We start from the raw sequence: 21,179 nt of genomic DNA on the forward strand, positions 1-21,179 counted from the left end.
ACTTTTTAAATGAACCAAAATTATTTTGCTAATGAAAGTCAACAATTAAAAAAGGCAATCGGCTCGTGGGTCCAGGACCAGACGCAAATTTGTCAGATCGCAGATAATGCTTGGGAAATTGTTACGTTTGTTCAAGATGCAATGGGTGAGTCAATCTATTGTTTTGTAGAACAAAAAGATAATTATTTCCGGGTTGGCGATGATGGTCGAACTCTTTTTAAAATTGATCCCAGTGCCAGTGACCAAAACTTGCTAGATTCGGCAGAAGAACTAATTTTAGCTGATGGCTTTGAATATGATGCTAATACGGGTGAAATTTGGGCTCAAGCAGATGAAGAAAGCTTAGTTGCGGTCATAATGGAATTAGTCCAACTTGCCGCAGCGATTTCCTACCTAAGTTGATATTGTTACACTTCAATGTTATAATTCATTAATTCTTAAAAATTAATGAAAAGAGGACTTGCCAATGGCGCTAAAATTTGAGCAACTAACAAAAAAATATGGCAAAAAAATGGTTTTAAATCAAATTGATTTAACAATTAATGTTCAGCCAAAAGTTGTAGGCCTAATCGGCCCAAATGGTGTAGGCAAGTCTACACTTTTGCGTCTTATTGCAGGAGTTCTGGAGCCAACGGAAGGCCGAATAACCAATGATCAAGTAGCCCAAGATTATGCTAAATGGGCAAGTTCACACACGTCTTTTATTGCTTCTGGTGAAAGAGGATTAATTAACCGGCTGAATACTTGGGAAAATTGTCAATTTTTTGCCTCAATTAAAGGTGTTGATCCCAAAGTTGCCCAAAAGAGCATTGCCAAATTGGCTGCTGAATTGAATTTTTCTCCAAATATGAAGACAATTTTTCAAGAATTATCGACAGGTCAAAAGAAGAAGGCAGCAGTTCTAGTTGGTGCCGCCATGCAAACGGATTTTGTTCTTCTTGATGAACCATCAAATGGCTTAGATATTTCTGCGCAAAAGGATTTGGCAGACTTCATTTTGGCACTGAAAAATAATCAGCATAAACTAATTTTCGTTTCGTCGCATGATACTCAGATGTTATCGGGGGTCGTTGATCAATATCTCTTTATTAAAGATAAAGTGATTCCGCGTGTAGTTGATCATCATCTCGAAGAAGCTGATTTGTTGGCAATTTACCATAATATATACAGCTAAAGTCAAGGGGTGAATTAAATGAATAAGTTAAAACAGCTGGTAACTTTGTTTGTGGTTCAGCTTAAGCTGCAGCTAAAAATCAAACTGCGTTATCTCAGTGCAACAATCACCGAAATGATCATATATGCTGGTGCTCTGCTACTCATTTTATTCGGAGCAAACGGTAATAATATTGGTCAGCAATATGGGATCAAGGGCAACGTCTTGATAACTCTAATCGGCTATTTGTTCTGGAGCAATGGTGTTTCTGCCTTAAACTCATGTAGTAGTAGTGTCGAAAGCGATGAAATATCGGGAATATTTGAAACTGAGGCGCAATCAGCTCTTCCCTTATGGCTAATCTATTTAGTCCAAACAATTGTTGAAGAACTCTACACCTGGATTTATTTAATCATTATCAGTATTGTCACGAGCTTTTTTGGTCATTTTTCATTGCTTGACTTGTGTATTGCTTTTCTACTAATATTTGTTTTTACCTTGATTTCAAACTTAGGAATGTTTGGTATCGGGATGATTTTTGCCTCTGGTTCAATTCATTATAAGCGAATGGGACAGTGGGCAACAATATTGCAGGCCTTACTGGTAATGTTTTCCAATATCTATCAACCAATGATTACGCCTTATCAGCAGATCATTCCCTATGCCAGTGGTATCGAAATCGTACGGAGCTTATTTATAGGTAAAAGCGTTCCGCTTAATACCTACATAATTTTTGTAGTAGTTAATTTGTTTTGGCTAATTGTTGGCATTGTTATCTTCAATTATTGCTTTAAAAAGGAAAAAAAGAATGGTTCGTTTGATGCATTTTAGATTAATTTTTAGAGAGAAAGAAAGGGTATTATTTTAAAATTTAAACAGGTTAAATGGTTATCTGCTAATTATCGGAAAGTTAAAAAACTATATTTAAGTGCTTTCCCGCAAAATGAGCGATTCCCACTTTGGCAGTTGCAGTTATTGTCCTTAAAAAAAGCAGTTCAATTTGATGGTCTGTATGATCAGGATCAGTTCATTGGTCTCACTTATACTGCGGTTGATGAAAAGGCGGTTTATCTTTTCTATTTAGCAATTGAGCCGGCCAAAAGAGGACACGGGTATGGCAGTCAGGTACTGACTTTACTAAAAGAAAGATATCCCGCTAAGCAGATCTTCTTAGATATTGAGCCCGTTACATCTGAGGCCGACAATTATGAACAGCGACAAAAGCGCTTAGCTTTTTACCAGCACAATGGCTTTAATTTGACTAAGCATCGATTAATTGACGATGGTGGAATTTATGATATTTGTACTACTGGTAGCCATGTCAATCTTCAAGAATTAAACAAACTTACACGTAAAATGAATATTTTTGCTCAATCCAAAATCGTATAGTCTTTATCAAATTTAAAGCAAAAAAAGAATCATGAAGATAAATTCTTCATGATTCTTTTTGTTTTTACCGGTACAGTCTAAATTGATCAACAGCAAATTCAAGTTTAAAGGGCTGTCTTTTTATTTTCTCGCCATCAACTTGGACGAATTCTTTTTGATTAGTTATAACCGTAATTTTATCTGCTTCAATATAATGAAATTGCGGGTCATTAAGATGAGAACCATCTTTTAATAGATCTAGAAAAAGCTTAACTAATTTTTTTAAGCTATCCTTTTCAACAATGACCGTGTCAATTTTATGACTATCAATTTTAGCGCAAGGTAAAAGTGGAATGCCACCACCAAGATATGGGTGATTGGTGGTAGTTACTAAAAAGGCATCGTTATAATGCCATCTTTTACCGTTAGCCTCCAGATCAACGTGAAAGGTATCCTGCTTGTACAAGGCCGATAAAATATGAAGACCATAGATTAACTTGCCTTCATTTAGTTTATTCAAAAGTTTTTTTAGGTTAGAAATATTGCTAAGGTGGTTCACATATGCGTCAAAGCCAATCCCAAAACTATTCGCAAAATAATAAGTTTGCTCACTAAATTCAGGAAGTCTAAAGGAGCCGCAATCGGTTAGGGTGGGGGTAAAGACGTGCTGTTTTATATTGTCAAGAAGCTCTTGCGGATCACTCGGAAGATTAGCAGCACGGCCAAAGTCATTTCCGGTTCCGGCCGGTAAGTAGGCGAACGGGGTTAACGGATTCTGCGATCTTTTGATACCGTTTAATACTTCGTTTAGTGATCCATCACCGCCAATAATAATTAAAACTTCGTTATTCAAATGCTGCTTGTCAGCATATGTTTGTGCTAACCGAATGGCTTCACCGGCAAATGCACTCTTTTTAACATCAAAAGTTATTTTTTCCTTTATCAGCAATAAAACCATGCGATCTAATATCTTTTTTGCACGACCATTACCAGCAGTTTCATTGACGAGTAGGTGTATTTTTAAATTAGAATTCATTTTGTTTTTTACTTTAAATAAAAAAGCCCGTTTGGGGCTTCAATTATTTTTTCTCAACTATCATCGGCAAAATCATTGGCCTTCTTTTAGTTTTGGAATATAAGAAATCCGCTAAATTCTCAATAATTGCCTTGCGAACAACGCTATCTTTAGGCGTTTCTACCTTATCCATTTCGCTTTTGATAATGTGATAAATGTGTTTTTGCGCTTGATTGATTAATTCTGTTGACTCCCGCATATAGACAAAACCACGACTTAAAACATCGGGGCCAGCCAATACTCGTTTATGCTTGTAGTCAACTGTTGCAACTACCACGACTAAGCCGTCTTCTGATAACACTTGGCGATCATGCACAACCACATTGCCCACATCTGCAGTTCCGGACGTATCAACATAAACATCGCCTGCAGGAACATGACCTGCAATTCTTGAACCTTCTGGGCTAAAGCAGAGGACTTCACCATTTTCTAAGACAAAGGTGTGATCTTCCGGTACTCCAGCAGCTTGTGCCAATTCCGTATGTACAACTTGCATTCTATATTCACCGTGCACAGGAATCATATATTTTGGCTTAGTCAATCTGACCATCATCTTCAGCTCTTCCTGACCACCATGTCCAGATGTGTGAACGTTATTGATGCGGCCATGAATAACGTTTGCGCCACCTTCCATTAGTTTATTAATGAGGTGGTTAACACTTAAAGTGTTACCTGGTATTGGATTGGAAGAAAAGATTACGGTATCGCCCGGCTGCAAACTAATTTGCCGGTGCGTACCATTGGCTATGCGAGAAAGAGCGGCTAATGGTTCTCCCTGAGACCCAGTACAAAGAATCATTGCTTGTTCAGCTGGAGTATGGTTAATTTCATTAGCGTCAACGATTAAACCTTCAGGTACATTTAAATAGCCGAGGTCAATTCCGTTTTGGACGCCATTTTCCATACTTCTACCAAAAATCGCAACCTTTCTTCCGGTATCAATTGCCGCTTCGATTGCTGTTGATACCCGGTAGAGGTTGGAGGCAAAGGTGGCAAAAATAATTCTGCCATGAATGCCTGTGATTATATCATGCAGTGAGTGGGCAACGAATCTTTCCGATTTAGTAAATTGCGAAACTTCGGCATTAGTCGAATCCGAAAGAAGGGCCAGCACGCCCTCGTTACCAAGTTTAGCCATTCTCTGAAAATCTGGTGCAGGTTGGTTCATTACTGGAGTTAGGTCAAATTTAAAATCACCAGTAAAAACAACCGCACCCAGTGGTGTGTGAACCGCGATTCCGAGTGTATCAGGAATTGAGTGAGTAGTTCTAAAGAAGGTAACAGTTAATTTCTTAAATTTCAGAACCGTATCTTCATGTTCTTCATGAAGTTCAGTTGTCCGCAAAATACCATGTTCTTCAAGCTTTCCCTTAATTAATGCAAGTGCAAAAGGTGTAGCATATACGGGAATTTCAGGTATTTTTTCTAAAAGAAATGGAATCCCGCCAATGTGGTCTTCGTGTCCGTGGCTAACTACCAAGGCTTTGATTTTTTTCCGATTCTTAATTAAATAAGAATAATCGGAAATAACATAATTAATACCAAGAAGGTCATCCTCGGGGAATTTAATTCCACAATCCATGATGATAATTTCATCTTGGTATTGAACACAATACATATTTTTGCCGATTTCGTGCAACCCCCCGATTGCAACGACAGCGACTTCATTATTTTTAATACGCACTTAAATTACTTCTTACTCTCGAAAGACGTCAATTTAAAATCAGCGTGCTCTTTTTCATATTCGAGTGAATTTCCAGCTAATTCTTGGATGAGTTCAATGTTGTAGGGGGTATTTTCCTCAACCAAAGTTCTAGCTGTGACTAAATTTTCAGCCTCTAAGTAAAGAGTCTGAGTAGTTTCACGACGAGGGTTAACTACCTTATCTTTTTGATACAAAACTTTGTAGATCATATTTGTATTCTCCTTATTCAGTTAATAAAACGTTCTTGTTTGGGTAACTTAAAGTACCCAATAGCTAGTAAAATTTTACCATAATTGTTATTTCAAGTATAGAATCGAGTTCTAATAGTTTAATAAAAAAACCGTCAAACACCAGCTGACGGTTTAATTTCGGGTATACTCAATTAATAAATAACAACAGTATCATCATCTAATTGGAACGGATTTTGTTTGTTAATCCGGTCATAAAAGAGGTGACCACGTAAGTGCTCAATTTCGTGTGAAGCAACAATGGCAGGGTAGTCTTTAAGCCGAATTGTTTTTTCTTCACCATCGACTGTATAATAATGAATTTTTAATTTATCTGGTCGTGGTACATAACCATCAATCACTTTATCAACACTTAAACAGCCTTCGCCTTCGCTGAGACATGCTTGACGAACGGATTCAGATAAAATTTCTGGGTTAACAATTGTTTCTTTAAAAATAATTTCGTTTTTATCGTTGGGTACGAGTAAGGATGCCATTTGGACGCTTTCGCCAACCTGCGGTGCTGCAAGTCCCACACCGGCACGCAATTGGTGCTTCTTAGCGATTTCTGGATCTTGTGAGTTAATTAAGTATTCCATCATTTCATCAGCAAGATGGCGATAATGGTCGCTTAAAGGAAAAGTTAGCGGTTTTGCTACTTGTCGTAACACAGGATTACCGTCGCGGGTAATATCTTTCATTAAAATCAATTACATTCACTCTTTCATAAAAAGTTATATCTATATTTTTACCATAAGTTAGGCTAATTTGTCTGCTTTTTATTCTATACTAAATTTTTAATTTGAAAAAGAGGGATAAACGTTGACCAGTATATAGTTAGGTGTTAAAATCAATGAGCGTAAATATACAGATATGAAACACTTCGATTAGCATGTTTTTGACGTGCCGCCGAAACTGTGACATTGTCACAGTTTTTTTATTGAGGAGTGGAGGAGGAATACTTTTGTCAGAAAAAAGAAGAGACGATATTAGGAATATAGCTATCATAGCTCACGTTGACCATGGTAAGACAACCTTGGTTAACCAATTATTGAAACAATCCGACACTCTGCCCGAACATATGGCTCTGGAAGATCGTGCAATGGATTCTAATGATATTGAACGTGAACGTGGTATTACTATTTTATCTAAGAATACTGCGGTTAAATATGGTGATACTACCATCAATATTTTGGATACGCCTGGACACGCCGACTTCGGTGGTGAAGTTGAACGTATCATGCACATGGTTGATGGGGCTTTGCTATTGGTGGACGCCTATGAAGGTACAATGCCACAGACTCGTTTCGTGTTGAAGAAGGCGTTAGAAGCTGGTGTTAAACCAATCGTTGTGATTAACAAGATTGATCGTCCTGGTGCTCGTCCTAAAGAAGTTCTTGATGAAGTTCTGGAATTATTCATTGAATTAGGAGCAAATGATGAACAACTTGACTTCCCAGTTGTTTATGCTTCAGCATTGAATGGTACTTCCTCATATGATCCGGATCCAGCAACTCAAAAAGAAACAATGGACCCAATTTTCGACACAATCATTAAAGCTATTCCAGCTCCACTTGATAATGCTGATGAGCCACTTCAATTCCAAATTACAATGCTTGACTGGGATGATTATGTTGGCCGTATCGGTGTTGGTCGTATTTACCGTGGTAGTGTAAAAGTTGGCGACAACATTACAGTTATGAAACGTGATGGTTCACAACAAAACTTCCGGGTTACTAAATTATTTGGTTTCTTTGGTTTGAAGAGAAATGAGATCACAGAAGCTAAGGCTGGTGACATCATTGCAATCAGTGGTATCAACGATATCTTTGTCGGTGAAACTATTGCTTCTGCTGAAGATCCTGAAGCATTGCCATTTCTTAAGATTGACCCACCAACTTTGCAAATGGACTTTGTTGCTAGTGACTCACCATTTGCCGGTCGTGAAGGAGACAAGGTTACCCCAAAGAAATTGGAAGACCGTTTAATTAAGCAAACGCGGACAGATGTTTCTTTGAAGGTAGAACCAACTGACCAAATTAATGCGTGGACAGTATCTGGTCGTGGTGAATTACACTTATCAATTTTAGTTGAAGAACTTCGGCGTGAAGGTTTTGAATTGCAGCTTTCGCGTCCAAAAGTAATTTACCGGGAAATTGATGGTCAAATGTGCGAGCCTTACGAAGCTGTGCAAGTTGATACGCCAGATGAATATGTGGGTTCGGTTATCGATACGCTTTCTCAACGTAAAGGTGAAATGAAGAACATGGAATCAACTGGTAATAACCAGACTCGCCTTGACTTCTTAGTTCCTTCACGTGGATTAATTGGTTATAACAATGAATTTATGTCTCAAACTGGTGGTTATGGTATTTTGAACCATAGTTTTGACTGCTATAAACCAGTTGTTAAGAACTGGGAACCTGGTCGTCAAAATGGCGCATTGGTTTCAATTAGTCAGGGTAAATCAACTACGTATTCATTACAAACTGTTGAACAACGTGGAGAACTATTTATCGGTGCCGGTGTTGAAGTTTATGAAGGAATGATTGTCGGTCAATCATCTCGTGACCGTGATATTGCAGTCAATGTTATTAAGGGTAAAAACTTAACTAACACACGTGCTGCTGGTAAGGATCACGCTGCCGCAATCAGAACGCCAAAAACTTTAACTTTGGAAGAAGCTATTGAGTTCTTAAATGATGACGAATATTGTGAGGTAACACCTGAATCAATTCGGTTACGTAAGAAGATCTTAAACACTTCTGAACGGCAAAAAGCTGATAAGAAACGTAACAAAAAGTAAATAATATCCACAAGAACGGCACTCACTGATGAAGTGGTGCCATTTTTGTTTTATAATAAGGGATAATAATTTACAAAAAAGGAGGGCTACTTTTGCGACAGAAATTTCAACATCTGGACTATAAAATTTTAGTTCCTTATCTGTTACTGGTTGTATTTGGCATTATCATGGTCTATTCAGCTAGTTCTGATATTTTGCTCGTAAATGGTTTTAAGCCGGCAACATATGGAATCAAACAAGCAATATATGCTGTGTTTGCTGTCTTCCTTTTTGCGGCAGTAACTTTCTTATTAAGGCTCGAAATCTTCAAAAATACTAAGTTTGTGGCTTGGTTTTTAGGTATCAGTATGATGCTATTGCTATATTTGATTATCCTGAAGATTTTTAAAGGTTCTGACGCAGCAGTTAACGGAGCGGTAGGTTGGATTGATCTGAAAGTCATCAAAATACAGCCGCTCGAAATTGCTAAGTTAGCACTGGTGCTTTATTTAGCTTATTATCTTGATCGTCATGACGGTTCTTTTAATCAAGGATATATTATTCAAAATCTGTCTAGACCAGCAATTTTAGCCGGCGTAATGATGTTTTTGGTTGTTCTTGAGCCCGATTTAGGGGGAACAGCGATTTTGGCAATGATCGTAATAGTGATGTTTTCTGTCTCTGGAGTTCCAGCAAAGAAAGCAGTCCTTTGCTTGTTAGCAATTGCTATTGGTGTTTTTTTTCTTGTTTTTTTAATCATTAAATGGAACCCCAAGTTTTTACAAGATAGTTACCAATATCGGCGACTCATGTCATTTATGCATCCCTTTGAGCTTGAGCAAAAAGGCGGTGCCCAATTGGTCAACTCCTATTATGCTATCCATAATGGTGGGCTGTTTGGTGTCGGCTTAGGAAATAGCATGCAAAAGCGGGGCTATTTACCTGAACCATATACTGATTTTATTTTAGCTGTGGCGGCTGAAGAAATTGGAGTAATTGGGGCTTTAGCCGTTTTAGCGCTGTTGTTTTACTTGATGTGGAGCATTATGGATGTTGGTATTCATGCCGAATCACAGTTTGATGCGTTAGTTTGTTTTGGTGTTACAACCATTATTTTTACAGAAACTTTATTTAATGTTGGGGCTGTTCTAGGTTTACTACCGATTACTGGTGTTACTCTGCCATTTATTTCCTATGGTGGATCTTCCTTAATCGTGCTTTCGACTTCAATCGGACTAGTCTTGAATATCGCTGCAAATGAACGAATTAGAAAAGAGGAAGAGGCTATTAATGAGCATTAACCATGATTTAGTAGCTAGTAATGTAACTAAGAGGCAAGGCTTAATCGTTTACCTGAATTCTGTCAGCAATCAATATAAATTGAGACGCTTTGGCGATATCGTTTATTTTTCGAAAAAAATGAACTATTGCGTCTTATACGTTGATCAAAAAGATGCTGATAAAACTATTGCTGTTTTGAACTCACTCGATTTTGTTAATGGTGTTGACCGATCCAACGGTGAAAATATTGATTTATCAAGTACACATATTGAACAGCAGATTAAAGATTTAGCCAGTGAAGCAGAAGAACAGTTGCTTGAAGAACAAGAAAAAAATACGGAACAGTTATCATGAGAATTATTGCAGGTAAATATGCTAAGCGGAATTTATTGACGCTTAAAAGCCAGAAAACTAGGCCAACAAGTGATAAAGTCAAAGAATCGCTTTTTAATAGCTTAGGGCAATTTTTTGCGGGGGGCCAGGTTCTTGATTTATACGGAGGCAGCGGTGCACTAGCAATCGAGGCGGTTTCACGAGGATTAGAGCATGCCACAATTGTTGATATCAATTACCAAGCCGTTGAAATCATCCGTAAGAATGTCGCATTAACTAAAGAAGAGGATCGGTTTACTGTATATAAAATGTCTAGTAATGCTGCTTTAAAAAAATTGGCAAGTGAAAAGCAAAAATTTGATTTAGTCTTCTTAGATCCCCCTTATGCTAAGCAAAAAATTGCAGCTGATATGAAGAAAATGCTTGAAAAAGATTTGTTAACTAATGCGGCAATTGTGGTTGCAGAAACAGATGATGAAACCAGTATTGGTGAAGTTGAAGGTTTTTCTTTAACGAAAAAGCATCATTTGGGTAAGACAATTGTTCGTTTTTATCGAAAGGAAGATAAATGAGTTTCGCACTTTTTCCGGGTAGCTTTGATCCCATTACTAATGGTCATGTCGATGTGATTAACAAAGCCGTTAAAATTTTTGATAAGGTTTACGTTGTGGTAATGACTAATACTTCAAAAAAATATCTTTTTGATGTTGATAAACGGGTTAGTCTTGTGCAAGATGCCACCGAAGGTCAAGCAAAAGTCGAGGTTTTAAAACGACCTGATAAATTAACTGTTAATGTTGCGCAAGAGTTAGGTGCGTCAGTAATTATCCGGGGCGTACGTAATAGTGAAGATTTTTTGTATGAACAGGAAATCGCAGCCATGAATCACGATTTAAATCCTAAAATCGAAACGGTTTTATTTTTTACGGAACCTAATAATAGTTATGTCGCTTCAAGTGTTATCAAGGAGGTTGCACAGTTTGGTGGAAATATTAGCAGCTTTTTACCAGCAAGCTCGGCAGCGGCTTTAAAAGAGAAGTTGAGGAAGGGCTAATGAGCGATCATCCAAAACCACAAGGTAAAAAGACTAACAAAAAACGTAACTGGCTACTCGCCATTTTGGCAGTTTTATTAGTTGCCATCGGGTTAAGCTGGCCAACTGATTACTATATTGAAATGCCAGGAGAAGCTGTTCCCATTAACCTATTTATGAAGAGTAAAAACAAGAAGCCCAATAATTTTTACTTAGTAACGGTTAGTGAAACTACGCGTCCCGCCTCGGTTTTGCGGTACCTATTAAGTTATACGCAAAAGTTTTATACGCGGGTTCCCAAGGAACAATTACTCGGCGATGCCACTAGCAGCCAATACCAAGAATTACAAAATTGGTATATGGAAACAAGTCAGCAAAATGCGATTTACTATGCAGCCAAAAAGGCTGGATTAAAGCCTAAATTGAATTATGAGGGCGTTTATGTCATGCAGGTTCAAAAAAATTCCAGCTTTAAGAGCAAGCTGCAGATTGGAGATACCGTCCTCGGAGCTAATGGCAAAAGATTTCACTCTACTGAGGAAATGATCGCTTATTTTCAAAAAATGCAAATCGGTTCGAATGTCGTTATTAATGTCCTACGCAACGGTCGCGAACGTAAATTTACTGGTAAGATCGTGAAAGTTGCTGGGACGAATAAGCCAGGAATCGGAATCCAATTAATTGAACACGTTAAAATCACGACTAAGCCCAAACTAAGTATTAATGCTGGAGCAATTGGCGGCCCTTCAGCGGGATTAATGTTTACCCTAGCTAGCTATGAAACTTTTACCCAGCAAAACCTGGCAAAAGGTCATAAAATAGCCGGTACGGGAACAATTTCTGTTAAAGGCCAAGTTGGTGCGATTGGCGGCGTAGACAAAAAAGTTGTGGCCGCAGATAAGGCTGGCGCAGAGGTCTTTTTCGCACCAACTGATACCACGGTTTTAAAAAAGAGTGAAAGTAACTACGCGGTTGCTTGTAAAACTGCTAAAGAAATTAAAACTAAGATGAAAATTGTTCCTGTTGGAACCTTTGAAGATGCTTTAAATTATTTAAATAAACATTACCGCTAAAAAGTTCAGAAAAAATTTCTGGGCTTTTTTTCGTACTTATTATTAGAGGTGATAAGTATGAATTGGAAAAAAATCAAAGATTTCCTTCTGGAAAACAAAAAATATGTCTTGATTGCTGGAGTTGCTATTATCGCTTTCTTTTTATATTTACACCAAAGCCAAGGTGAGCAAGAAAGTGCCAACAATATTGTCAAAAGTGAACCCAAAGTGGTTAATTCAACGTCTTCTGTCAAGCAAGATTTAGATGATAAAAAGCAAAAGGAATCAACTTCAGTTAATCAAAAAACAAGTGAGGTAACTTGTGATATTGGGGGAGCAGTTAAAAATGAAGGAGTTTATACTTTAAAAAATGGTGCTCGCTTGAATGAATTGATTATGGCAGCAGGTGGTTTAAGTAGGAATGCTCAATTAAAAAATGTTAACCGGGCATTAATTCTAAAAGATCAAGACAAGATCCACATTCCATATCGCGGAGAAAAAGTGAGAGGCAATCAGATTGTTTTATCAGTTAATGAAAGTTCTAATTCTTCCGCCAATAATGCAAGCAGCGAAGAGACACCAGATGCGAAAGAACAAGAAAAAAGCAGCAAGGTCAATATTAATACAGCCAATGCTCAAGAATTACAAAAGCTAAACGGGATTGGCGAGAAAAAGGCAGAATTAATTGTGGCTTACCGCCAGAAAAACGGCCAGTTTGCTAGTATCGAAGACATAAAGCAGATTTCTGGAATTGGAGACAAGACATTTGCGGCGCTTAAAGATCAACTCGAAGTTTGATGTCCTTGAGCCTGGTCTCTTCTTAGTTGCCGCCTTATTACTAGTTGATTGCAGTTTTTTGCTTTACCAATGTACGACTATCATAGCTAAAGTAGTTACTGTTTTATTAGCTATCTATTTATGCGGATTGGCCATAGCGAAATATCGCAAACTTGTATTTGTCCTTTTATTGCTTTTAACCAGTTTCTTGCTTGCAAACTGGTTTACTGCTCGTCCCAGCTCTTTATCTCTTACTAAAAATTCGGTGATTAAACTTTACCCTGATGAAACTAAACTCAGCGAGGACTGGCTTTCAGGCCAAGGAACATTAAATGGTAAAAAAGTCTTAGTGACGGCAAAATTAAGTCAAAAACAAATTTGGCAAGCAAAACAAGGAAAAACAATCTGGCTAAGTGACTTGCAAGGTGAAATAAATTCAATTGAGCCGGCAACAAATTATGGTCAATTCGATGCGCAAAAATTCTATGCCACTAAGAAAATTTGGCAAAAAGTTAATTTAAAAGCATGCAGAATATCCTTTAAAAGAACTGGTTTAATTGATTACTTGCATCACTTGCGCTACCAATTACAAAGGTATTTTCAAAGAATGCCGCAAATTTTAGGATTTTTTAGCAGTGAACTAATTTTAGGAGAAAATCCTAATTCAGCTAATCAAATTATCTTAAATAATTATCGAGATCTGGGAATTATTCATATTCTAAGTATTTCTGGACTTCATGTTGGCATTTACACCATAGTAATTACAGCAATTTGTTCCTTTCTTAAGATGACCGAAAAGGAAAGTTTTGTTAGTTGTTTGCTAGTATTAGTTATTGGGATTTTTCTAAGCAAAGGCCAGGCCGGCTTTATTCGAGCTAGTTTAACTTTTGTTTTAAAGCAAATCTTCAAATTTAAGAAAATTCCAATCGCACAATATGACATCTTGGGGCTCGCCTGCATAATTCACTTACTATTTGATCCGCGATTAATGAGTGGAGTAGGTGCTTTATTGAGTTATGTATTGGCACTAGGATTAGAACTGACCAATAAAATGTCCAGTATTAAACGGTCAATAGCTTTAAATGCTTTGCTATTGCCATTATTACTGTTTTACTTTTTTCAGTTTAATTTTTTAACCGTTATTTTTAACATTTTCGCGGTACCATATTTTAACTGGATTGTAATGCCGTTAACTTTTTTAAACTTATTCATTTTTGCCAAACTACCAACAATATCTGGTTTTTTTGAATTCATCTTAGAAACCGGTGAAAGGATGATTGGTCAGATTTCGACTACACAATTGGGCTTATTGTCGTTTGGTAAGATTAATTGGTGGCAATGTGGGGGATTGCTTTTAGTGACGGGTGGAATAATAGTTTGTCTGAATGACGGTGTTTTACTTAAGAAAATTAAATTTATTGGCGGACTTGGTCTCTTGTATGGGTTACTTTTTTGTACGATTCACTTTCCTTTAACGGGACAAGTAAGTTTCATTGATGTTGGGCAGGGAGACAGTATCTTAATCACTACGCCTTTTCCGCGAAAGGTCTACCTTATCGACGTCGGTGGCAAACTTAATTTTGGCAAACGAAAATTTACCCCGCAGGTCAATAAAATTACACTTCCATTATTAAAAGCATTAGGAATAAATCAAATTGATGGCATTTTTGTTACTCACCAAGATGCAGATCATGTTGGTGATTTGGGTCCGCTATTAAGTCAAATTAAAGTAAAAAAGCTGTATATGGCTGCCGGACTCATTAAAAACCCATCATTTGCCAAAAGAATTGCGGGGCATCTTACTACTGACCAATTAGTGGAGCTTATTGCCGGTGATCAAGTAATTGAGCCTCAGATTAGTTTTAATGTTGTTTATCCTTTTAAGCCCGGTCCAGGGAAAAACGAGGATTCTTTGTCGTTAACTTTTAAATTAAAAAATAAAAGATGGCTTTTCACGGGAGATCTAGGTCAAGAAGGCGAAAAAGAGATTATGGCCAATTTTCATCTAAGAGCTAATTATTTTAAACTAGGCCATCATGGCAGTAAAACCGCTTCGAATCCCATTTTCTTAAAGCAATTGCAACCGGAAATGGTCTTTATTTCTGCCGGAAGAAATAATCATTTCGGGCATCCTCATCCAGAAACAATTGCAACATTAAGAATGCAGCATATTCCTTATGCGTCTACACAAGACTGTGGAATGATTACTTGGACTTATAGCAGGTTTGCAAGTTCGAAGTTCTCTAGTTTTTTACCAGTAAAAGCAAAATAAAAAAGCCTAATGCAGAAAGCAATAGGCTTTAATAGCTAGAAGGTAGGTCGGATAAAGTGAGGTATCTGGGAAACTAAAGTTAGTTCTTGGAATGTGATATGATTATTACTGTTTATAAAACTAATAGCTTTAAGGTGAAGAAACAAATGACACTACTTTCCTTATTTAAAAATACCGCCAGCAATAATCCGCAGACGATACTGGTTGGTGAAGATAGCTTTTTAAATGACTATCTTTCCCGTTCGTTGATGCATGAAGAGCGCTTTTCTTCCTATGAAAAAGTGATAATAGATTGTGAAACTGATGGTTTGGATAATCTAATTGCCGATATCACGGAATCTAGTTTATTTAGTCAAAAAAAGATGATAATCGTGAAGAATCCTTTTTTCCTGACTGCCAAGGTTCCCAAAAAGTACCAAAAGCAAGTAAATCAATTGCAACAGATTTTTACTAATATGGATCAATTGGATGATGTTCTGGTATTAGTAGCCTCGTATGAGAAATTAGACCGCCGAAAAAAATTAACGAAAACAGTTTTAAAACAGTTTAATGTCATAGAGACAAAAGTTAAGACCTATGAAATTAGTAAAATAACCAAATCATTAATTACGGCCGAAGGTTATCAAATTTCAAAGTCTGCTTTACAGTTGTTGCTTGAACGAAGCGACCAAATTTTAGATACGATTTTAAGCAACTTTAATAAATTGAAAGTTGCTGCGGTCGATCAAAAAATTACTGAAACACTAATTAAGCAGAATGTTGATCTATCTTTTGCCCAGAATGTTTTTGCAATACTTGAAACGGCGTTAAAACATCATTATCGTGAAGCGTTAGATCGGCTAGATAATCAGTTGCGCGAAGGTAGCAGTCCCGTTCAATTATTAGCCGTTTTTGAAAATCAATTAGAATTGATTTTAGTAGCTAAGATTTTGAAAAGTCGGGGTAGGAGTGAGCCAGAAATAGTTCGAGAGCTTGCTGTTCATCCATACCGGATTAAATTGGCGTTAAACAATAATTTGGAAATCACGCAACTGGCTAGTTTACTAAATGAGGCAATAAGGTTAGATTATAATTATAAAAATGGCCAATATCGTGAAGATAATTTTTTAAAGCTATTTATTTTAAGCGTCTAAAAAAGGCAGGGATGATTATCCCTGCCTTTTTAAAATTGATAGTTTAGTCAAATTTATTTAGCTAACTTAGCTAAGCGACTCTTGTCACGGCTAGCCTTGTTTTTATGAATAAGACCTTTTGAAGCAGCCTTGTCCAAAGCACGAGCAGCAGCAACATGTAATTCGGAGGCGTTTTCAGCACCAGCGGCTTGAGCAGTCTTGAACTTCTTAACAGCAGTTCTTAATTCTGACATTTGAGCAGCATTGCGCTTTCTAGCAGCGTCTTGAGTTTTAACACGCTTAATAGCTGATTTGATTTGTGGCATAAAATTCACCTCCATTGACCGTAATTTTACTTAATAGATTATACTGAAGAATAAATGCAGATGCAAGACAAATTATGCTTGCTTTTTAAAAAAATAATCTGTATTATACTATTGTTGTGAACCGTTAACGCTGTTTGCTCGCTCACACCTGACGGTTAACGTTGTTAACGGCAATTTATTTTATTGAAAGGTGAAAATTATGGCAATTTCTAAAGCAGAAAAAGATGAAATTATTAAGCAATTTGCTACTCACGAAGGTGACACTGGTTCAACCGAAGTACAAGTTGCTATCCTAACTAAAGATATTAACAATTTAACTGAACACATGAGACAACACTCTCATGACCACCACTCATACGTTGGTTTGCTCAAGAAGATTGGTCACCGTCGTAATTTACTTCGTTATTTACAAGACAACGATATTAATCGTTACCGTGAATTAATCAAGAAGTTAGGTTTGCGTCGTTAATCGCAAAAATAATTATTAAGAAGTCAGTTCTATAAAAGAACTGGCTTTTTATTTTTGTCATAAATGCATTTTATGCTAGAATAAAAAAAGATACTTTTTACGTTGTGATCACGCTGATCCATAAATTAACAACTGAATAGCAAAAAAAGAGAAGGAAATAAAATGACTGATCAAGTTAAGATAATGATTTTGAGCGGTGTTCGTGAGCAAGGAAAAGACATGTTCGCCGTTCAAGTTAATGACGAAATTTTTGTTCTTGATGCCGGCCTAAAATACCCTGATAGTTCATTATTTGGAATAGATTTGGTAATTCCAGATCTTGATTTTTTTGAACAATATGGTGATCAGGTTGTCGGCATTTTTTTAACCCATGGACACGCAGATTCAATTGGTGCGTTGCCATATATTTTACGCAAATATGATATACCTGTTTTTGGTTCGCAATTAACAATCGAGCTCGCAAAGATTACGGTTAAGCGGGAAAATAAACGGCTGAAAAATAGTCTGTTTCATGTTATTGATGCTGAAACTGAAATCGAGTTTAAAAATGCTAATATTTCATTTTTCCATACAACTCATTCAATTCCAGATTCACTCGGTATTGATGTTCATACGCCAGCTGGCGAGGTTGTATATACCGGCGACTTTAAATTTGATCCATCTGCGACACCGAAATATCGAACAGATTTGGATCGTTTAGCTGAGATTTCACAAAAGAAGGTTTTGGCACTACTCAGTGATTCTTCTAACGCAGAAGCATCATTTCCTAATGTTTCCGAGCAAGAAATTGGCGATTATGTCACTAATGTTTTTCGTAATGCTAAGGGACGCGTCATTGTTGCTGCTAAGGCATCTAATTTAATCAGAATACAAGAAGTTTTAAATGGCGCCCATAAAACTGGTAGACATGTTCTTTTAACAGGACGTGATGTTGCCAAAATAGTTAGAACTGCCATGGACTTAGGGTATCTAAAAGTACCGAAGAATCTCTTAATTCGGGTAAAAGATTTAAAGACTACGCCGGATGATAAAGTTGTCATTCTTGAAACTGGTCAAATGGGTGAACCGCTAAACTCATTACAGAAGATGGCTAAAAAGCGGCATAGCATGATTACGATTCATGAAGGCGACTTAGTCTTTATTGCTACGACGCCTTCACATTCTGTCGAAACAGTTGTAGCTCAAACTAGTGATTTGGTTTATCGCGCTGGCGGAACAGTCATTGAACTTGGAAGAGCTAAGCATACCAGTGGACATGCAACTGGACGCGACTTGCAAATGCTAATTGATATTTTGAAGCCGCAATTCTTGATCCCAGTTATAGGTGAATACCGCTTAATGGAAGTTCATAAAAACTTGGCAATTAGAGCTGGAATTGCCAAAGAAAATATTTTGATTACTAAAAATGGCGATTGTTTAGACTATGACTTTAAGCAGCACAAATTCCATCTAACAAACCCAGTGCCGGGAGAAGACATCATGATTGATGGCTCGGGAATTGGTGATGTTGGCAATATTGTTTTGCGTGACCGTGAAGTGTTATCTGATGATGGCATCTTTATTGCCGTAGTTACAATTGATCGGCGTAAAAAGAAAATTATTGCGCAGCCACAAGTCACTAGCAGGGGATTTGTTTACATTAAAGCAAATCATAAGCTAATGCATGACAGTATTGAACTGATTAAGACCACTATCAAAAATAATTTTGAACACAAAAAGTTTGACTGGACGGAAATTAAGCAAGATGTTAGGAACGATCTTGAAAAGTTCTTATACAAAAAGACTAATCGTCGTCCGGTAGTTTTACCAGTTGTTATGGAGGTTAACCAAAATCGCCATCGAGCTATGCAAAAACGTGGCAATAAAAATGAGAATGGTAAAACCAAGGAGCATCATCCCGTTGATGTCAATAAAACTGGTCAAAGAATAGTTAAGAAAGATTAACGATGACGACGTTAAGCCAAAAAAATTTGCTAAAGTTAGCGAAAAAGAATGAAGCTGAAGGTAACTTTTCATTAGCTATTCAAAATTGTGAAGAAGCTTTACGAGCTGGCGATAGTCAAGAAGTAATTCTGCAGCTGTGTGACTTATACTTGAAGGACAAACAAGAATATTCTGCTTACACGCTCATTAAAGAAGAAAAGGATTTATTTTCAAATCAGGCGATCTTTGATGAGTACAGCAAAATTTTGCGAGCCAATCATTTTCTAATTGAAGCTCTCCAAGTCCAAAAATTAAGTCAGGGCGAGTGGATTATTGAAGTAGAGCCCATTTCTGAAACTGAGCAGCAACAAGTAATGCAGCAATTCAGACAAAAGAACCAGCCAACTAAATTTGATTATGAACAATTATTTAAGCTGAATCTTGAGCATTTTACGACTTTCGCGCAAAGCTTATTGCTTGATCCGAGTTTAAACTTCGCCGTTCGTTTGGTTTTGTGCGAAGATTTAGCCCGGCTGCAGCTTAAAACGGAATTTACGGTTTTAGTGCTAGGTCAACAAGAAAAATTTGTTCCTGCTAAAATCAATTTATTGGAAAAAGATCCGATATACCGTGAAGTTGTTTCGGGGATTGGCTCACGGTATTATCATCGTCCTAGCCAATTGCCAGCCGTTTTAGGCGAGGTCAATCTAATTTTAGGTAGCTTATATCCGGTATTGCCGAAATATATTACAGAGCCTGACAGTTTCGCTAGTGACTTAGCTTCTTATATTGATCATCATGATGGGCGCGCAAACCAAGACCTGTTCGTGCGAATCGATAATAGTTTGCCAAAATAATTTAGATAAAAAGTCTTTACTTTTTTTTCGTATTTAGTATAATATCAAAGGACGTTTTCATTAGGCATGGCTCTATGCATTAAAATACTAGGCATTTGCCAATGAAAGTAGTACAATATTCAACAGAGAACTATCCGTTACTTACTCAACGGACTTCTTGCAAATTTACAGGAGGGTCATTTTAATGGCAGAAAAAGAACATTACGTTAGAACAAAGCCACACGTAAACATTGGTACCATCGGTCACGTTGACCATGGTAAGACCACTTTAACAGCGGCTATTACTAAAGTTTTATCAGAAAAGGGCTTGGCAAAGGCTGAAGATTATTCAGAAATCGATGCAGCTCCAGAAGAAAAAGAACGTGGTATTACTATCAATACCGCTCACGTAGAGTACGAAACTGAAAAACGTCACTACGCTCACATGGATGCTCCAGGTCACGCTGACTACATCAAGAACATGATTACTGGTGCCGCACAAATGGATGGTGCTATCTTAGTTGTTGCTGCAACTGATGGTCCTATGCCTCAAACTCGTGAACACATTTTACTTGCTCGTCAAGTTGGTGTTAACTACATCGTTGTCTTCTTAAACAAGACTGACTTAGTTGACGATCCAGAATTGATCGACTTAGTTGAAATGGAAGTTCGTGACTTGTTGACTGAATACGATTACCCAGGTGATGATATTCCTGTAATCCGTGGTTCAGCATTGAAAGCTTTACAAGGCGACAAGGAACAACAAGAAGTTATCATGAAGTTAATGGACACAGTTGATGAATACATTCCAACTCCAGAACGTCAAACTGATAAGCCATTCTTAATGCCAGTTGAAGATGTCTTCACTATTACTGGTCGTGGTACTGTTGCTTCAGGTCGTATCGACCGTGGTACTGTTAAAGTCGGCGACGAAGTTGAAATCGTTGGTTTAGTTGACAAAGTTCTTAAGTCAGTTGTTACTGGTTTGGAAATGTTCCACAAGACTTTGGATTCTGGTGAAGCCGGCGATAACGTTGGTGTATTGCTTCGTGGTATCGACCGTGATCAAGTTGTTCGTGGACAAGTTTTGGCCGCACCTGGCTCAATTCAAACTCACCGCGAATTCAAGGGTCAAGTTTATGTCTTGAAGAAGGAAGAAGGCGGACGTCACACTCCATTCTTCTCAGACTACCGTCCACAATTCTATTTCCACACTACTGATATTACTGGTGAAATCGAATTGCCAGAGGGTACTGAAATGGTTATGCCTGGTGATAACACAGAATTTACTGTTAAGTTAATCAAACCAGCAGCCATTGAAAAGGGTACTAAGTTCACTATCCGTGAAGGTGGTCGTACTGTTGGTGCTGGTCAGGTTACTGAAATCCTCGACTAGTTCGAAAAAGACAGTTTAAAAAGATGTACTTCTTCATAGAAGTGCATCTTTTTTTG

The 21,179-nt window shown here is 37.4% G+C and carries 22 protein-coding genes; 17 read left to right on the forward strand and 5 right to left on the reverse strand.

The genetic code is table 11. The features are described from left to right. Positions 1 to 9: 9 nt before the first annotated feature. The 4 genes from GYM71_RS04615 (at position 10) to GYM71_RS04630 (ending at position 2,542) form a co-directional block, all read left to right on the forward strand. The gene (locus GYM71_RS04615; protein ID WP_220221091.1) at positions 10 to 402 is read left to right on the forward strand and encodes a DUF1828 domain-containing protein; all 393 of its coding nucleotides are present in this window, start codon (positions 10 to 12) and stop codon (positions 400 to 402) included. 64 nt (positions 403 to 466) lie between these two features. Beyond that, positions 467 to 1,174 (forward strand): ATP-binding cassette domain-containing protein, encoded by a 708-nt coding sequence (locus tag GYM71_RS04620; protein ID WP_103751545.1) that lies wholly within the window; start codon positions 467 to 469, stop codon positions 1,172 to 1,174. 18 nt (positions 1,175 to 1,192) lie between these two features. Beyond that, on the forward strand, positions 1,193 to 1,984 hold the full coding sequence (locus tag GYM71_RS04625; protein WP_220221092.1) for an ABC transporter permease: 792 nt from the start codon (positions 1,193 to 1,195) through the stop codon (positions 1,982 to 1,984). Positions 1,985 to 2,128: 144 nt separating this feature from the next. Further along, positions 2,129 to 2,542 carry a GNAT family N-acetyltransferase gene (locus GYM71_RS04630; protein WP_220221093.1) on the forward strand — a complete coding sequence of 138 codons (414 nt, stop codon included), beginning with the start codon at positions 2,129 to 2,131 and terminating at the stop codon, positions 2,540 to 2,542. A 64-nt stretch (positions 2,543 to 2,606) separates the two neighbouring features. Here the strand turns inward: GYM71_RS04630 and GYM71_RS04635 are convergent, their stop codons facing one another. The 4 genes from GYM71_RS04635 to def form a co-directional block, all read right to left on the reverse strand. Then, entirely contained in the window at positions 2,607 to 3,557 is a 951-nt protein-coding gene (locus tag GYM71_RS04635; protein ID WP_220221094.1) for a diacylglycerol/lipid kinase family protein, read from the reverse strand. Between the two features lie 43 nt (positions 3,558 to 3,600). Further along, positions 3,601 to 5,280, reverse strand: coding sequence for a ribonuclease J1 (gene rnjA, locus GYM71_RS04640; RefSeq protein WP_220221095.1), 1,680 nt, complete (start codon positions 5,278 to 5,280; stop codon positions 3,601 to 3,603). 5 nt (positions 5,281 to 5,285) lie between these two features. Next, positions 5,286 to 5,510: a DNA-dependent RNA polymerase subunit epsilon gene (locus GYM71_RS04645; protein WP_103751550.1), complete on the reverse strand. Its 225-nt coding sequence runs from the start codon at positions 5,508 to 5,510 to the stop codon at positions 5,286 to 5,288. 173 nt (positions 5,511 to 5,683) lie between these two features. Next, positions 5,684 to 6,238 carry a peptide deformylase gene (gene def / locus GYM71_RS04650; protein WP_220221096.1) on the reverse strand — a complete coding sequence of 185 codons (555 nt, stop codon included), beginning with the start codon at positions 6,236 to 6,238 and terminating at the stop codon, positions 5,684 to 5,686. A gap of 254 nt (positions 6,239 to 6,492) precedes the next feature. Here def and typA point away from each other — a divergent pair, with 254 nt between their 5' ends. The 9 genes from typA to holA all read left to right on the forward strand — a co-directional run bounded on the left by typA (position 6,493) and on the right by holA (position 16,194). Then, positions 6,493 to 8,334 (forward strand): translational GTPase TypA, encoded by a 1,842-nt coding sequence (gene typA / locus GYM71_RS04655; RefSeq protein ID WP_103751552.1) that lies wholly within the window; start codon positions 6,493 to 6,495, stop codon positions 8,332 to 8,334. A 92-nt stretch (positions 8,335 to 8,426) separates the two neighbouring features. Then, positions 8,427 to 9,614, forward strand: coding sequence for an FtsW/RodA/SpoVE family cell cycle protein (locus tag GYM71_RS04660; protein WP_220221097.1), 1,188 nt, complete (start codon positions 8,427 to 8,429; stop codon positions 9,612 to 9,614). Continuing rightward, positions 9,604 to 9,948 (forward strand): YlbG family protein, encoded by a 345-nt coding sequence (locus GYM71_RS04665; RefSeq protein ID WP_103751554.1) that lies wholly within the window; start codon positions 9,604 to 9,606, stop codon positions 9,946 to 9,948. Before GYM71_RS04660 ends, GYM71_RS04665 begins: the two co-directional genes overlap by 11 nt. Beyond that, entirely contained in the window at positions 9,945 to 10,499 is a 555-nt protein-coding gene (gene rsmD, locus GYM71_RS04670) for a 16S rRNA (guanine(966)-N(2))-methyltransferase RsmD (protein ID WP_103751555.1), read from the forward strand. The genes GYM71_RS04665 and rsmD overlap by 4 nt, the downstream gene beginning before the upstream one ends. Continuing rightward, positions 10,496 to 10,981, forward strand: coding sequence for a pantetheine-phosphate adenylyltransferase (gene coaD, locus GYM71_RS04675; RefSeq protein ID WP_103751556.1), 486 nt, complete (start codon positions 10,496 to 10,498; stop codon positions 10,979 to 10,981). The genes rsmD and coaD overlap by 4 nt, the downstream gene beginning before the upstream one ends. Beyond that, positions 10,981 to 12,033 carry a SepM family pheromone-processing serine protease gene (locus tag GYM71_RS04680; protein ID WP_103751557.1) on the forward strand — a complete coding sequence of 351 codons (1,053 nt, stop codon included), beginning with the start codon at positions 10,981 to 10,983 and terminating at the stop codon, positions 12,031 to 12,033. Before coaD ends, GYM71_RS04680 begins: the two co-directional genes overlap by 1 nt. A gap of 57 nt (positions 12,034 to 12,090) precedes the next feature. Further along, positions 12,091 to 12,810: a ComEA family DNA-binding protein gene (locus GYM71_RS04685; RefSeq protein WP_220221098.1), complete on the forward strand. Its 720-nt coding sequence runs from the start codon at positions 12,091 to 12,093 to the stop codon at positions 12,808 to 12,810. Further along, complete coding sequence (locus GYM71_RS04690) at positions 12,779 to 15,061, forward strand: DNA internalization-related competence protein ComEC/Rec2 (RefSeq protein ID WP_220221099.1); 2,283 nt, start codon at positions 12,779 to 12,781, stop codon at positions 15,059 to 15,061. Before GYM71_RS04685 ends, GYM71_RS04690 begins: the two co-directional genes overlap by 32 nt. Positions 15,062 to 15,207: 146 nt before the next feature. Further along, positions 15,208 to 16,194, forward strand: a complete 987-nt coding sequence (gene holA, locus GYM71_RS04695) for a DNA polymerase III subunit delta (RefSeq protein WP_220221100.1) — start codon at positions 15,208 to 15,210, stop codon at positions 16,192 to 16,194. Positions 16,195 to 16,247: 53 nt separating this feature from the next. On the opposite strand, the gene rpsT is transcribed toward holA, so the two are convergent. Further along, positions 16,248 to 16,499: a 30S ribosomal protein S20 gene (gene rpsT, locus GYM71_RS04700; protein WP_103751560.1), complete on the reverse strand. Its 252-nt coding sequence runs from the start codon at positions 16,497 to 16,499 to the stop codon at positions 16,248 to 16,250. Positions 16,500 to 16,698: 199 nt separating this feature from the next. Here rpsT and rpsO point away from each other — a divergent pair, with 199 nt between their 5' ends. The 4 genes from rpsO to tuf all read left to right on the forward strand — a co-directional run bounded on the left by rpsO (position 16,699) and on the right by tuf (position 21,123). Next, positions 16,699 to 16,968, forward strand: a complete 270-nt coding sequence (gene rpsO / locus GYM71_RS04705; protein WP_046306781.1) for a 30S ribosomal protein S15 — start codon at positions 16,699 to 16,701, stop codon at positions 16,966 to 16,968. Between the two features lie 162 nt (positions 16,969 to 17,130). Then, a complete protein-coding gene (locus GYM71_RS04710; protein WP_220221101.1) occupies positions 17,131 to 18,912 on the forward strand; it encodes a ribonuclease J in 1,782 nt (593 codons plus the stop codon). Between the two features lie 2 nt (positions 18,913 to 18,914). Further along, positions 18,915 to 19,748, forward strand: a complete 834-nt coding sequence (locus tag GYM71_RS04715; protein ID WP_220221102.1) for a tetratricopeptide repeat protein — start codon at positions 18,915 to 18,917, stop codon at positions 19,746 to 19,748. Positions 19,749 to 19,932: 184 nt separating this feature from the next. Continuing rightward, on the forward strand, positions 19,933 to 21,123 hold the full coding sequence (gene tuf, locus GYM71_RS04720; protein ID WP_103751563.1) for an elongation factor Tu: 1,191 nt from the start codon (positions 19,933 to 19,935) through the stop codon (positions 21,121 to 21,123). Positions 21,124 to 21,179 lie beyond the last annotated feature (56 nt).

Source organism: Lactobacillus panisapium, assembly GCF_019469265.1.
GTDB lineage: Bacteria > Bacillota > Bacilli > Lactobacillales > Lactobacillaceae > Lactobacillus > Lactobacillus panisapium.